Raw genomic sequence first — 13189 nt, forward strand, 5'->3', positions numbered from 1 at the left:
GGCAGTCGATCTTTGAAGAATTCTCAGACCCCGGAGAATCCCGCCCGTATTCGGGCACAGCAGGTCCACGCGCTGGCGCGGCTGATGCCGCCACTCATGATCGTGAACCTGGTGAATGCCGGCACGCTGGTTGTGGTGCTGTACGGTACTGATCAGTTGACACCCACGATCGCCGCCTGGTCGGTTGTACTCGGGTTCCTCTCTGTCAGGATCTTGGTGAAAGCCCATGCCGGGCGGCTGGAAAATGCACCTGAAGCGGTCAGCAAACGCGCGGTAAACCGGGTCGTCCGAAGCGCCGCGCTGTTCGGCGCCGTCTGGGCCTTTCCCAGCATGTTCGTACTGCCTTCGGTCAGCGGCTGGTCCCAGGTATTCGCCGCGGCGCTGATGACCGGAATGATCTGTGGTGGCGCAATCGCGCTGTACCCGATCCCCCTGGCCGCGGTGGTCTATTCCGGTCTGGTGACGGCAGGCGCCCTGCTGGGGATGTGGTTCGCGGGCAATGCTGCCACGATCGGCCTGACCATCATCGCCGCCAGTTTCTTTTATATCTTCTACGAGGTGATCCAGCGGCACGCGCAGCTTTTTGTGTCTGAGTTTGTTGCGCGGCTGGATCTGGAAGAAAGTCATAAATCCGTGGCGCGGCTGCTGCTGGAAACAAGGTCGGAGGCGACCGAGGAAAAGAAACGGTCGGAAAGACGGTTGGCAGACGCCCAGAAAATGGAGGCGATTGGCCAGCTGACGGGCGGAATAGCCCATGATTTCAACAACCTGCTCGCGGTAATCCAGGGCAACGCCGAACTTTTGGAGCAGCTGGAGCTAGGCAAGGAATCGCATCCGATAACCTCTGCCATCAGGCATGCGACAGGCCGCGGCGCCGAATTGACGCAGCGGCTGCTGGCGTTTTCCAGAAAGCAGTCGCTGAGGCCCAAAGCGATCAACATGCGTGACCTCATTTCCGACATGTCCGATCCGCTGCAGCGCATGCTTGGCGAAACCATCGTCGTTGCGACCCGTTCGCATAATAGTTCATGGAACGCCCTGGCCGATCCGGGCCAGGTCGAAGCGGCGCTGTTGAACCTGGGGATCAATGCGCGCGACGCAATGCCTGACGGTGGAAAGTTGACGATTGAATGCGCCGACGTAACACTGGACGAAGACAACTCTGTCGATGGTGCCGATATCACCGCCGGCGACTACGTTGTCCTTTCCGTGACGGATCAGGGCGTGGGCATGTCCGAGGAAATTCGGGAGCACGCGTTCGAGCCGTTCTTCACGACCAAAGGCGTCGGAAAAGGCAGCGGGCTTGGCCTGTCAATGGTCTACGGATTCGCGCAACAATCCGGTGGCCAGGCGACAATTTACACCGAGGAGGGTCAGGGCACGACGGTCAAGCTTTACCTTCCGCGTGCTTTTTCCGAGATCAACCGCGAGGCCGTTCCAAAAGAAGAAGCGGTTCCGCGAGGCAACGGCGAAACCATTCTGGTGATCGAAGATGACCCTGATGTCCGGAAACTGGCTGAAATCATGCTTGGGAACCTGGGATACAGGGTGATTGGCGTGGAAGACGCGAAGGCAGCGCAAAGGCATGTCAGCGCCAAGGGTGAAATCGCCCTCGTGTTGTCGGATGTGGTCCTGCCCGGCGGCCAGAGCGGGCCGGAATTTGCCGACGAACTCAAGACCGCCCGCCCTGAGGTGAAGGTCATCTTCATGTCCGGCTATCCGACGGAGGCCGCAAAGCGCAACGGGTTTCTCGGCTCGGATAGCGTGCTGCTCAACAAGCCGTTCCGGGTGGCGCAGCTCGCGCGAGCGGTGAAAGAAGCCCTGGCGTGACCTGATGGCCGAACCGGCCCTGTCCTTCTCTTCGGTCCCGAAGCAGGGCCAGCGTCACCCCGGCACCTGCGACGCGTTTGTCATTGGATGGTCAAACCACGATCCTAAATCGGGCGGCATGAGATGCCAGCAGGCATGCCACCAAGAAGGATCTCCCGATGACCACCGAAACCAAAGACATGTCGCCAACACCGGATCGCGCCGAACATAATGCCTTCTTCCCCTCGCCCTATTCGCTCTCGCAATATATCGCGCCGAATACCCGAACGCTTATTCCGGCGGCAAATGGAAGGTGCTGATGATCGGCGCCGATGAGCGTTACTACCGTATGAAGAACGGCAAACTCTTCTCGAACGGCAACCACCCGCTTGAGACCCTCTTGCCGCTGATGCACCTGACCGCCGCGGGCTTCAAGGTCAATGTGGCGCAATGCGGTTACTGCGAGGTCGGCCAGATCATGCAGGCCTCGTCGCTCTTGAACGAGACGCCAAACCCGACCGATGACGATATCGACGCCGCGATGAGCGGAAATATCTGCAGTTGCGAGACCTACCCGCGCATCTTTCGGTCGAACGGCAATCAGAACACCGACGGATCGCGCAGCGTCCGGCACATGCTGGAGCAGGAAGCCACCACCGTCTGGGACATTCCCGCCGCCGAGCGGAAGGCGCGAAACCACGAAATTCATCACCCGGCCAGCGGCCGGAGTCTGGGTTTCGGCGACGTTGCGCGCGGCGCGGCCGAACGCCCGGCGCCGCCCGCCGAAGCTCTCCGGTTCAAGACACCCGATCAATACCGCTATACCGGCAAGGAGAATGTTACTCTTGCCGACAATCACGGCATCAACACGGGCCGCGCGGTCTTAGGTATCGATGCCGAGGTCGAGGGGATGGTCTACGCGGTCGTGGCGCGTCCGCCGGTCTATGGCGGCAAGGTCAAACGCTACCTCCCAAGCCGCGCGAAGTCACACGGCAAGTTGACGTTACGTACACTTCAAAGTTGATCGATAGATTGTATCCAATTGCGCTACTGGACCTAATTTATTCACCATCTGTTTGCATTTAAGCAACAAAAAGTCAAAATACCTCACCCCTTCCGGTTGTCGTCTGTCAGAAACCTCGATAGCCGGGTCGCAGACCCGGGAAACGGGCGAACCTCAAGACCATCGAAGGGTAAAAGATGAAGAAAATAGCGATTGGCGTATGCCTTGCATGCGCCCTGAGTGGCTGCGGTACGCCGCAAAAACTGGCACCGGTCAAAGATGAGCCGGTGCGCGCCGGCGTAGTCTCGACCGTCGATAAGAAACGTCTGGCGCAAGGCACGACGGATATCACGGTCCGCGCATTCAAACCGGCCGCGTCCGCAGACAAGAAGGCGCTCCCGCAAGAGGTTGTCGGCGTCCCCTGCACCGTCGCCTCTGACGAAGTCCGCGCCAAGGTTATCACACCGCAGATCGTGACTGTCCCGAATTTCAAACAACGCGCAGCCTTTCCGAACCGTGGCCTGCCCAGCGCCCTGATCGTGACCTGCGAAACCGGCACGCTGCGTGGCGTGGCCTCGGCCACATCGAAGGCAAAACAGGTAACGACGGCAACCGGTGGCGGCCTTGCCATTGCGCTGATCACCGCTGCGACCACAGCCGCCGTCGCCAACTCCACACCATGGGTCTATCCCCCGGCCGTGTCGGTGACGATGGACAATAAATGATGGCTGCGCGTAATCTCTGTGTCGCTGCACTTCTGGGTAGCACGCTGGCACTGACCGCCTGCGGCCCACAAAACGCCGAAATCACGCAATCCGATCTGCACGTTCAGGCCGCAGGCCCCGCCAAGGACCGGGTGGTTGGCGCGCTGCCCCTGGTCGTCAGAACCTACGTGAAAGACAGCGACGGCAAGGACAAGGAAGTCTCCGGCGCCACCTGCCGATTCCAGTCGCGTGAAGTCAGCGCCAAGGTCACGTCGCCACGGCGCCTGGTCTTGCCGACCTATGCCCAGGGTGCGCGGTTCAAGGATCGCGGGGCGCCTGCGCCAGTCATCGTGTCCTGTCGCGGTGACGGCAGGAAAGGTGCGACCAGGATCACGCCTGTGCCTATCGGGTCCGGCGCCAACACCACCGACAAATCCACCGCTTATTCCGGCGGCACGTCGCTGAACGTCAACACCACCAGCCTGACCCGGCGCATGGCGTCGGCCAACCCCTGGATGTACGGCGTTGAAGTTAAAGTCGTGCTGAAGTAAATGAACCGTGATCCCCCGGCGCCTTGGGGGATCACGAAACCGCCCGCGGATCACCAGCCTGCGTGCCCGGCCCAACTTTCCCGATATCCGACCGCACTGCGGCGGCGCTCCCTGCACGCCCACCCTTCCCAGGCGTCACCTTTCGTTCTACGAATCGGGTTTTTTCAGTGCCCGCGAAACAATCCGAAAAATACGGGCGGTTTTTGAGTTCAAAAAATTCAAAAACCCGAAGTTATTCATTGAAACAAAAACAAATGTATACTGCCCTTTACACCGCCCGGAAATCGCGACAACCTTTCGGGCATCCGCGGGAGAAGGACCACCTAAAACGTGGCCCCCCGGCAACTCAGGGAGACTTCGATGAAAACACTTCGAACATTAACGGCTGCGACAGCCATCTTTTTGGGCGCGGTCGGCATGGCGCCGGCGCAGACGCTCAATTTCGCCTATGACGCCGACCCGGTGTCGCTTGACCCGCATGAGCAGCTTTCGGGCGGCACGCTGCAGCTCAGCCACATGGTCTTTGACCCGCTGGTACGCTGGAACAAGGATCTGGGCTTTGACGGCCGCCTGGCCGAAAGCTGGGAGCGGATCGACGAAACCACCATGCGTTTCAAGCTGCGCGATGGCGTGACCTTCCATTCCGGCAACCCGATGACCTCGGCCGACGTTGTCTGGACCATCAACCGCCTCAAGGATTCACCTGATTTCAAGGGCATCTTCTCGGGCTGGACCTCGGCCACCGCCGTGGATGACCTGACCGTCGAGATCAAGACCGATGGCCCCAGCCCGCTGGTGCTGCACACCGCCACGTATGTCTTTCCGATGGACAGCAAGTTCTACGAGGAAGGTGGCGCCGAGATTGTCAAGCACGGCGACAGCTTCGCGTCGAAGACCGTGTCGGGCACCGGCCCCTTCACTATCACCGAGCGTGAACAGGGCGTGAAGGTCGTCTTTACCCGCAACCCCGATTACTGGGACAAGGCCAGCCCCGGCAACGTGCAGACCGCGATCCTGACACCGATCAAGGAAGCACCGACCCGCGTGGCCGCCCTGCTGGCCGGTGATGTCGATTTCATCGCCCCCGTACCGCCCACGGACCTGGAGCGTATCGAGGCCGACGAGAACACCCAGCTGGTCACCATGAGCGGGACGCGGATCATCACGCTGCAGCTGAACCAGAAACGGCACGAGGCGCTGGCCAATGAAAAGGTCCGCCTGGCGATGGTTCATGCGATCAACAACGAAGGCATCGTCCAGAAGATCATGAAGGGTTTCGGCACCGCGGCCGAGCAGATGTCGCCCAAGGGCTATATCGGCCACAACCCAGGCCTGACTCCGCGCTTCGATCTTGAGAAGGCGCAGGCGCTGATGGAAGAGGCCGGCTATCCCGATGGTTTCGAAGCCACGATGATGTGCCCCAACAACCGCTACGTCAACGACTTCAAGATCTGCGAAGCTTCGGCGGCGATGCTGGCCAAGATCGGCATCAAGATCGACCTGACCACCATGCCCAAGGCGCAATACTGGCCCAAGTTCGATGAACGCGCCGCGGACATTATGATGATCGGCTGGCACGCGGATACCGAGGACAGCGCCAACTTCTACGAGTTCCTGGCGATGACCCCGAACACGGATACCGGCCGCGGCCAGTACAACTCGGGCAACTACTCGAACGCCAAGGTGGACGAGCTGACCGAGGCCTCGCTGGTGGAAACCAAGGGCGACACCCGCGCCGAGCAGCTGCAGATGGTCGAGAAGATCCTGCATGACGAGGCCGCCTATGTGCCGCTGCACTGGCAGGATCTGGCCTGGGCCGCGCGCAAGGGCGTGAACATCGAGCCCGTGCTCAACGTGATGAACTTCCCCTATCTGGGCGATCTGGTCATCGAATAAACTTTCCTGGACGGGCCGGCAATTTCCGGCCCGTCTCTTTCAGACGCCAGGTTCACATGCATATCCTAGCTTTCCTCATCCGGCGCGCCATCCAGGCTGTGATCGTGATGTTCGTGATTTCGCTCATCGGCTTTTCCATTCAGGACAATCTGGGCGACCCGCTGCGCGAACTTGTGGGCCAATCCGTTTCCGAGGCGGAACGCCAGAATCTGCGGGATGAGCTGGGCCTCAACGATCCGTTCCTGGTGCAATATGGCCGGTTCCTGGGCAACGCATTGCAGGGCGACCTTGGCACATCGTATTTCTTCAAGCGCCCCGCGCTGGACGTGATCCTGGATAAATTCCCCGCCACGTTCGAGCTGGTCCTGGGCGCCACCTTCATCTTCCTCGCGCTATCCATTCCTGGCGGCATCTACTGCGCCATCAACCGCGAGAAATTCATCGCGAAATTCATCATGACCGGTTCGATCATCGGCATTTCGGTCCCGGTTTTCCTGACCGCCATCTTCCTTGTCTGGGCTTTCGGGGTCGAACTGAAATGGCTCCCGGCGTTTGGTCGCGGCGATACTGTCACCCTGCCCTGGGGATGGGATACCGGCCTGCTGACATTCGACGGTATCCTGCACCTGATCCTGCCCTCGATCGCGCTTTCCTCGATCATGCTGCCGCTGTTCATCCGCCTCATACGGGCCGAGATGATGGAGGCGATGGGCACCGATTACGTGCGCTTTGCCAAGGCCAAGGGGCTTTCGACCGCGCGCGTTCGCTATGTGCACGCGTTCCGCAACACGCTGCTGCCGGTGGTTACCGTGGGCGGGCTGATGATCGGGACGCTGATCGCCTACACGATCCTGACCGAGACCGTGTTCCAGTGGCCCGGCATGGGGTTCCTGTTCCTTGAGGCGGTGAACCGCGTCGATACGCCCCTCATTATCGCCTATATCATCGTCGTGGGTCTGATCTTCGTCGTGGTCAACACGCTGGTCGATTTCATCTACACGCTCATCAACCCGATGGTGAAACTACCGGGGGCGAAATCATGATAACCTGGCGCGGTTTCCTCAGACGTTTCCTGGCCGACCCGGTTGCCATTGGCGCGGGCATCGTCCTGCTGGTGCTGGTGCTGATGGCGGTGCTGGCCCCGCTCATCGCCCCGCAGAACCCCTATGACCTGCTGCAGCTGGACATCATGGACAGCGAGATGCCCCCCAGCTGGCGCCCCGGCGGCGATGACCGCTTTCTGCTGGGCACCGATGCGCAGGGGCGCGGGGTGCTTTCCACCATCATGTACGGCACCGGCATCTCGCTTATCATCGGCATCGGCGCGGTGATCGTGCAGGGCATCCTCGGTGTGACGCTTGGCCTGATCGCCGGTTACAAGGGCGGCTGGATCGACAGTTTCCTCATGCGCCTGGCCGATATCCAGATGTCGCTTTCGACGCTGATGATTGCGATCATCGTGCTCGCCCTCTTCCAGGCCGCGTTCGATGCCAATGTCTACGCCGATTACGCAATCTTCATGCTGATCCTCATTATCGGCATCGCCGAATGGCCCAAATTCGCCCGTACCGTGCGGTCCTCGGTACTGGGTGAGAAGAACAAGGAATATGTCGATGCGGCCCGTGTCATCGGCCTGCCTCCGCGCAAGGTGATGTGGGGCCATATCCTGCCGAATACGCTGACACCCGTGCTGGTCATCTCGACCATCCAGGTGGCCGAGGCGATCATGACCGAAGCGGCCCTTTCCTTCCTGGGTCTCGGGATGCCGGTCGACCGCCCCTCGCTTGGCTCGCTCATCCGCTCGGGGTTTGAGTTCGTGTTCTCGGGCCAGTACTGGATCACCTTTTACCCGGCGCTGGTCCTCATTGCACTGATCCTGGCGCTGAACCTGCTGGGTGACTGGCTGCGCGACGTGCTCAATCCCAAGCTCCGGCGGGGAGAAGACTGATGGCAATGCTCGAAGTCAAGGACCTGCATGTCGCCTTTCCGCGCGGCAAGCATGACGAGGTCGAAGCCCTGCGCGGTGTCAACCTGACCCTGGAAAAGGGCGAACGGCTGGGTGTCGTCGGTGAATCCGGCGCCGGCAAGTCCATGCTGGCTTTCGCCATCCTGAACCTCATCGCCGAACCGGGCCGGGTCAGCCACGGCACCGTGAAATTCAACGGCGAAAACCTGCTGGACCTGCCCGAACGCAAGATCCGCGACATCCGTGGCAACCGTATCTCGATGATCTTCCAGGATCCGATGGTCACGCTGAACCCGGTGCTTTCGATCGGCACGCAGATGATGGAAACGCTGCGCGCCCATCGCAAGATTTCCGACAAGGAAGCGCGCGCCCTGTGCATCGCCAAGCTGAAGGAGGTGGCCATTCCGTCGGCCGAATCCCGGCTTGATGCCTACCCGCATGAACTTTCGGGTGGGCTGCGGCAACGCGTAGTCATTGCCATCGCGCTGCTGACCGACCCCGAGATCATCATCGCGGATGAGCCCACAACCGCGCTCGACGTGACAATCCAGGCCGAGATCATGGCGCTGATCCTCAAGCTCTGCCGCGAGAATGACGTGGCGCTCATACTCATCACCCATGATCTGGGCGTCGTGGCAGAGGTGACCGAGAAGCTGATGATCATGTATGCGGGCAAATGCGTCGAAACCGGCCCCACCCGGCAGATCATCGACAGCCCGCGGCACCCTTATGCCAGCGGCTTGCTCAAGGCCCTGCCCCAGCACGCGGGACGCGGCACCAGGCTTTATCAGATCCCCGGCTCGATGCCGCCGATCACCAACCTGCCCAAGGGCTGCACCTATCATCCGCGTTGCGATTTCGCGACGGGGCGCTGCCACGGTGGTGAACCCGATCTGGTCAACGGCGTCGCCTGCTACAATCCGTTGTCCGACAAAGCCGAGGCCAAGACATGAGCACCCCAATTGAAGAAAAAGGGCCGATTGTCGAAACCAAGGGGGTCGAGGTCCGCTTTCCCCTGCCGACGCATTTCCTCAGCCGCGAAAAACCCGTCCTGCACGCGCTGAACACGGTCAGCGTGTCGATCATGCCGGGCGAAAGTTTCTGCGTCGTGGGTGAATCCGGCTGCGGCAAGACCACCCTTGGCCGCGCCATCCTGGGCTTGAACAGCCCGACCGCGGGCGAGATTTTCTTTCGGGGCCAGCGTATCGACCAGATGGACGAGGCCGAGCGCAAGCCCGTGCGCCGCGACATGCAGATGGTGTTCCAGAACCCCTATGCCTCGCTCAACCCGCGCCGCAACGTGTTCGACACCCTGGCCGAGCCGGTGCGCCACCTGATGCCCGAAATGTCATCGGCCGAGGTACGCACCCGCGTCGAAGAGGTTCTGTCCGCCACCGGATGCGACCCGAGCTGGCAGCGCCGCCTGCCGCATGAATTCTCCGGCGGCCAGCGCCAGCGTATCGCCATTGCCCGTGCGCTGGTGACCAACCCAGCCTTCGTCGTGGCGGACGAACCGATTTCGGCGCTGGACGTGTCGATCCAGGCGCAGATCCTCAACCTTCTGACCGAGTTGCAGAAGGATCGCGGCCTGACCTACCTGTTCATCACGCATGATCTCAGCGTGGTCGAGCATTTCGGCACCCGTGTCGCGGTGATGTATCTGGGCCAGGTGATGGAGCTCGCCCCGGCCGAAACCATTTTCGACACGCCGAAACATCCCTACACGCAGCTCCTGCTCGATGCGATCCCCAAGCTTGAAGGCGGCTCTTTCGACAAACCGCGCCAACCCGGAGAGTTGCCGGACCCCGTCAACCTGCCCAAGGGCTGCCCGTTTGCCGCCCGCTGCAACATGGTTCAGGATCGCTGCCGCCAGGAACGCCCGCAACTGCGCGGGCTGCCCAACGGCACCGAAGTCGCCTGCCACTTCGCGGAATAACCGCCATGGCCCGCGCGATTGCCGCGCCGCCATCCCGAATTCCGCGTGAAATCGCACGGTAGGTTCGAAAATCAACAGAAATGGGGGGCTTTCTGTAGATAACCTGCAGAGCTTGAAACGAGATCCGCTAGTGACCGATGCTGCCCTTCGGCACCGCCGTTGCCTTCAGGATGGCATAACAGCGCAGCCCGGGCGTCAGATGCAGTTCACGCGCCGCCTGCGCAGTGATCCGCGCCAGCAAGTGATCGTCTCCGGCCCGCAGCGACACTGCCGCGCCGGGTCCGTCCCCCAACCGGATGCTTTCTACGACAACCGGCAGGATGTTGCGCGAGGACAGGCCCTCGGGGTGATGAAGTGAAAGAAGAATATCCTGCGCCAGAACTCTGATTCTTATATCGGAATTCGGTTTTGCCGTGACACCCGGCAGGGTCAGTTCTCCGCCGCTGATCGCCAACCGGCAAAGCCCGTCCGACCCATGTTTCAGCACCCTGGCGCGCAGGATCGAGCCTGCTTCGCGCACGCCGACAAAAGGCATCGCCGCCGGATCGCTCAGCACCTTCTCCGTCGGCCCCTCTTGTACCACCTTGCCGTCCTGAAGGATCACGAGGTTATCCGCCAGGCGCGCCACCTCGGCAACCGAATGGCTGACATAAAGGATCGGGATATCGGTCTGGTCCCTCAGACGTTCCAGATAGGGCAATATCTCTTCCTTGCGCGGCTCGTCCAATGCCGCAAGAGGTTCATCCATAAGCAGGATTTCCGGGTCAGACATCAATGCGCGGGCCAGGGCCACCCGTTGCTTCTCGCCCCCTGAAAGCAGCCTGGGACGACGCTGCATCAGCCCCGCCAACCCCAGCAGTTCAACAATCCGGGCCGGGTCGCCTGGCGATCTGGCAAAGCGCATGGCGAAGCGGATATTGCCCTCTACCGTCATGTGGGGAAAGAGGCGCCCGTCCTGAAACACGTAACCGACCCGCCGCTTGTGCGGTGGCACAAAAACCCGCGACGGCGCATCGTACAACAGCTTGTCATGCAGCGCTATGCGTCCGAAATCTGGTTGAATAAGTCCGGCTACCGCATTGGAAATACTCGACTTACCAGAGCCTGACGGGCCAAACAGCGCGGTCACGCCCGGCCCTGCCTCAAATCCCGCATCCAGCGTAAAATCGCCAAGCTGGTGCGTTATGTGCAGCGACAGGCTCATCCCTGACCGATCCGTGCCGCCACCCGGCGCGCCAGCCATTCCGACACCAGCACTGCCCCCAAGGCCACGCAGAGCGAAAGCCCCACCAGCCGGAGCGCGCTGACCTCGCCCCCCGGTACCTGCAAGAAGGCGTAGATCGCCGATGGCAAGGTCTGGGTCTCGCCGGGGATATTGGCGACGAAGGTAATCGTGGCGCCAAATTCACCCATCGCCTTGGCAAAGCCCAAGACGGCTCCGGCCAGGATGCCGGGGGCAATAAGTGGCAGTGTTACAAGGAAAAATGCGGCCGCGCGACCGGCGCCGAGGGTCGACGCCGCCTGTTCAAGACGCGGATCGACCGCCTCGATCGCCAGGCGCAGCGCGCGCACCACCAGCGGAAAGCCCATGACCGCCGCGGCCAGTGCGGCCCCGGTCCAGCGGAACGCGAAGACGATACCATATTGCTCTAGAAACCCGCCAACCGCGCCATTGCGCCCGAAGGTCAGCAACAGCAGGTAACCTGTCACCACCGGCGGCAGCACAAGCGGCAGATGAACCAGCGCGCTCAGCAGCGATTTACCGCGAAAATCACGGCGCGCCAGCAACCAGGCGACGGCAAGCGCCAGCGGCAGGCTGAGCAGCGTGGCCCAGAACGACACTTTCAGCGACAGCATCAGCGCCGCCCATTCCTCGGGCCGCAACCCGATCATTGCGCCTGATCCACCGGCAGGAACCCATGTCCGGCGAAGATCATGGACGCGTCATTAGATCTGATAAACTCTATAAATTCAGATGCTTGTGCGTCATTCCTGCGCTTTGTCTCCGCGACGGTATAGTAGATTGGATCGTGCATTTTGCCAGGAACTTCATACAATGTGACGACGCCCGGATCCGCCCGTGCATCTGTGGCGTAAACCACGCCCAGGGGCGTTTCGCCGCGCGCGATCAGCGCCAAGGCCGCACGAACGTTTTCAGTCTCGGCCAGATGCGGGGCCAGGGCCGGCCAAAGCCCCGCGTTTTCAAGCCATTGCCGCCCGTAGATCCCGGCGGGAACGCTCTGGGTCTGGCCAATCGCAAGGCGGCCACCCGACAGACGGTCCAGCAGACCCTGGGCGCTGACAGTTTCCAAGCGTGCCGCCCCCTCCGGCCCGGCCAGAACCAGGCGGTTTTCAAGCAGGTTCGAACGACTGTCCGCCTCGATCAATCCCTGATCTTCAAGCCAGTCCATCCAGGCCACATTGGCCAGCAGAACGATATCCGCCGGCGCCCCCTGCGCCACCTGCCGCGCGATCTGCCCGCTGCCGCCATAGGACACCACCAGATTGCCCGGGTATGCCTGGGCCATGTCATCCAGCGCATCACGCAGGGAAGCGGCGGCGAAGACCGTAACGGTCTGCCCCGACACCCCGGCGGCGGGCACCAGGATCAGGGCGCAAATCATTGCAATCTGGCGGAAAAGAGCATACATCGCGGCGATTATTCCAGCGCCCCGCGAGCAGCGCAAGCCAAACAATGTGTTCCAGATGTGGTGTTTATGTCCCAGTTTGTCACCATATTTCGTTCAAAAGCCCGTTTCACGCGGACAAAAAATGACTTTTTTAAATGAATTCTCCACATTTTTGGGTATGATGGACCGAGAATTTAACGTCGGCAGCAGATGATGAAGCTCTACAAGGTAAAACAGGAACCGATTGACCTTCAGTCCGCGTCAAAATCGGACGTGCGCACCCAGTTTGCTGCGCTGTGCTATCGCGTTGTCAAGGACAAGACGCAGGTCCTGTTGATCACCTCCCGCGGGACCGGACGCTGGATCATCCCGCGCGGCTGGCCGATGGACAACAAGACCCCCAGCGAAGCGGCGCTGACAGAAGCCTGGGAAGAGGCCGGAGTGAAGGGCAAGGCTTATCAGGTTGCGCTTGGCCTTTATTCCTATACCCGCGATATCGGCACCGAGGAACAGGTGCCCTGCGTGGCGATGGTCTATCCGGTCGAGGTCAAATCGGTCGAAGACGACTATCCCGAGGCAGGGCAGCGCAAGCGCAAATGGCTGAGCCCGCGAAAGGCGGCGAAACGCGTGGCAGAACCCGAGTTGGCCAATATCCTCAAGGGTTTCTATCCCGGCAAGCTCTGACACTTGCGTT

The 13189-nt window shown here is 61.1% G+C and carries 13 protein-coding genes and 1 pseudogene; 11 read left to right on the plus strand and 3 right to left on the minus strand.

Features of this window, described 5'->3' with window-relative positions; genetic code table 11:
* Window positions 1-12: 12 nt before the first annotated feature.
* The 10 genes and pseudogenes from AAFO92_RS13450 to AAFO92_RS13495 all read left to right on the plus strand — a co-directional run bounded on the left by AAFO92_RS13450 (window position 13) and on the right by AAFO92_RS13495 (window position 9865).
* Entirely contained in the window at window positions 13-1830 is a 1818-nt protein-coding gene (locus tag AAFO92_RS13450) for an ATP-binding protein (protein WP_347535947.1), read from the plus strand.
* Between the two features lie 158 nt (window positions 1831-1988).
* Window positions 1989-2129, plus strand: coding sequence for a hypothetical protein (locus AAFO92_RS13455; protein ID WP_347535949.1), 141 nt, complete (start codon window positions 1989-1991; stop codon window positions 2127-2129).
* Between the two features lie 89 nt (window positions 2130-2218).
* Window positions 2219-2392 (plus strand): annotated as a pseudogene (locus AAFO92_RS13460) (2Fe-2S iron-sulfur cluster-binding protein); the annotation flags it as partial.
* A gap of 617 nt (window positions 2393-3009) precedes the next feature.
* Window positions 3010-3537: a hypothetical protein gene (locus AAFO92_RS13465; protein ID WP_347535951.1), complete on the plus strand. Its 528-nt coding sequence runs from the start codon at window positions 3010-3012 to the stop codon at window positions 3535-3537.
* The gene (locus tag AAFO92_RS13470) at window positions 3534-4067 is read left to right on the plus strand and encodes a hypothetical protein (RefSeq protein ID WP_347535953.1); all 534 of its coding nucleotides are present in this window, start codon (window positions 3534-3536) and stop codon (window positions 4065-4067) included. Before AAFO92_RS13465 ends, AAFO92_RS13470 begins: the two co-directional genes overlap by 4 nt.
* Window positions 4068-4427: 360 nt before the next feature.
* Window positions 4428-5963: an ABC transporter substrate-binding protein gene (locus AAFO92_RS13475; protein ID WP_347535955.1), complete on the plus strand. Its 1536-nt coding sequence runs from the start codon at window positions 4428-4430 to the stop codon at window positions 5961-5963.
* Window positions 5964-6019: 56 nt separating this feature from the next.
* Entirely contained in the window at window positions 6020-7006 is a 987-nt protein-coding gene (locus tag AAFO92_RS13480; RefSeq protein ID WP_347535957.1) for an ABC transporter permease, read from the plus strand.
* The gene (locus tag AAFO92_RS13485) at window positions 7003-7911 is read left to right on the plus strand and encodes an ABC transporter permease (RefSeq protein WP_347535959.1); all 909 of its coding nucleotides are present in this window, start codon (window positions 7003-7005) and stop codon (window positions 7909-7911) included. The genes AAFO92_RS13480 and AAFO92_RS13485 overlap by 4 nt, the downstream gene beginning before the upstream one ends.
* Window positions 7911-8882 (plus strand): ABC transporter ATP-binding protein, encoded by a 972-nt coding sequence (locus AAFO92_RS13490; RefSeq protein WP_347535960.1) that lies wholly within the window; start codon window positions 7911-7913, stop codon window positions 8880-8882. The genes AAFO92_RS13485 and AAFO92_RS13490 overlap by 1 nt, the downstream gene beginning before the upstream one ends.
* Window positions 8879-9865, plus strand: coding sequence for an oligopeptide/dipeptide ABC transporter ATP-binding protein (locus AAFO92_RS13495; protein ID WP_347535962.1), 987 nt, complete (start codon window positions 8879-8881; stop codon window positions 9863-9865). The genes AAFO92_RS13490 and AAFO92_RS13495 overlap by 4 nt, the downstream gene beginning before the upstream one ends.
* Window positions 9866-9992: 127 nt before the next feature.
* Here the strand turns inward: AAFO92_RS13495 and modC are convergent, their stop codons facing one another.
* The 3 genes from modC to modA are packed head-to-tail and all read right to left on the minus strand — an operon-like array spanning window position 9993 to window position 12516.
* Window positions 9993-11069, minus strand: coding sequence for a molybdenum ABC transporter ATP-binding protein (gene modC, locus AAFO92_RS13500; protein WP_347535964.1), 1077 nt, complete (start codon window positions 11067-11069; stop codon window positions 9993-9995).
* Complete coding sequence (modB, locus tag AAFO92_RS13505) at window positions 11066-11758, minus strand: molybdate ABC transporter permease subunit (protein ID WP_347535966.1); 693 nt, start codon at window positions 11756-11758, stop codon at window positions 11066-11068. The genes modC and modB overlap by 4 nt, the downstream gene beginning before the upstream one ends.
* Entirely contained in the window at window positions 11755-12516 is a 762-nt protein-coding gene (gene modA / locus AAFO92_RS13510; protein ID WP_347535968.1) for a molybdate ABC transporter substrate-binding protein, read from the minus strand. The genes modB and modA overlap by 4 nt, the downstream gene beginning before the upstream one ends.
* A gap of 189 nt (window positions 12517-12705) precedes the next feature.
* Between modA and AAFO92_RS13515 the strand changes: the two genes are divergently transcribed.
* Window positions 12706-13179: an NUDIX hydrolase gene (locus tag AAFO92_RS13515; protein WP_347535970.1), complete on the plus strand. Its 474-nt coding sequence runs from the start codon at window positions 12706-12708 to the stop codon at window positions 13177-13179.
* The last annotated feature ends 10 nt before the right edge of the window (window positions 13180-13189 follow it).

Source organism: Roseovarius sp. CAU 1744 (genome assembly GCF_039839345.1).
In the GTDB taxonomy this organism is placed as follows: Bacteria; Pseudomonadota; Alphaproteobacteria; order Rhodobacterales; family Rhodobacteraceae; genus Roseovarius.

Bases quoted from the DNA above. Each gene is read 5' to 3' on its own strand.
- modC (WP_347535964.1), bottom strand. From the start codon at position 11,069: ATGAGCCTGTCGCTGCACATAACGCACCAGCTTGGCGATTTTACGCTG.
- modB (WP_347535966.1), bottom strand. From the start codon at position 11,758: ATGATCGGGTTGCGGCCCGAGGAATGGGCGGCGCTGATGCTGTCGCTG.
- AAFO92_RS13515 (WP_347535970.1), top strand. From the start codon at position 12,706: ATGATGAAGCTCTACAAGGTAAAACAGGAACCGATTGACCTTCAGTCC.
- AAFO92_RS13490 (WP_347535960.1), top strand. From the start codon at position 7,911: ATGGCAATGCTCGAAGTCAAGGACCTGCATGTCGCCTTTCCGCGCGGC.
- AAFO92_RS13455 (WP_347535949.1), top strand. From the start codon at position 1,989: ATGACCACCGAAACCAAAGACATGTCGCCAACACCGGATCGCGCCGAA.
- AAFO92_RS13480 (WP_347535957.1), top strand. From the start codon at position 6,020: ATGCATATCCTAGCTTTCCTCATCCGGCGCGCCATCCAGGCTGTGATC.
- modA (WP_347535968.1), bottom strand. From the start codon at position 12,516: ATGTATGCTCTTTTCCGCCAGATTGCAATGATTTGCGCCCTGATCCTG.
- AAFO92_RS13485 (WP_347535959.1), top strand. From the start codon at position 7,003: ATGATAACCTGGCGCGGTTTCCTCAGACGTTTCCTGGCCGACCCGGTT.
- AAFO92_RS13475 (WP_347535955.1), top strand. From the start codon at position 4,428: ATGAAAACACTTCGAACATTAACGGCTGCGACAGCCATCTTTTTGGGC.
- AAFO92_RS13465 (WP_347535951.1), top strand. From the start codon at position 3,010: ATGAAGAAAATAGCGATTGGCGTATGCCTTGCATGCGCCCTGAGTGGC.
- AAFO92_RS13495 (WP_347535962.1), top strand. From the start codon at position 8,879: ATGAGCACCCCAATTGAAGAAAAAGGGCCGATTGTCGAAACCAAGGGG.
- AAFO92_RS13470 (WP_347535953.1), top strand. From the start codon at position 3,534: ATGATGGCTGCGCGTAATCTCTGTGTCGCTGCACTTCTGGGTAGCACG.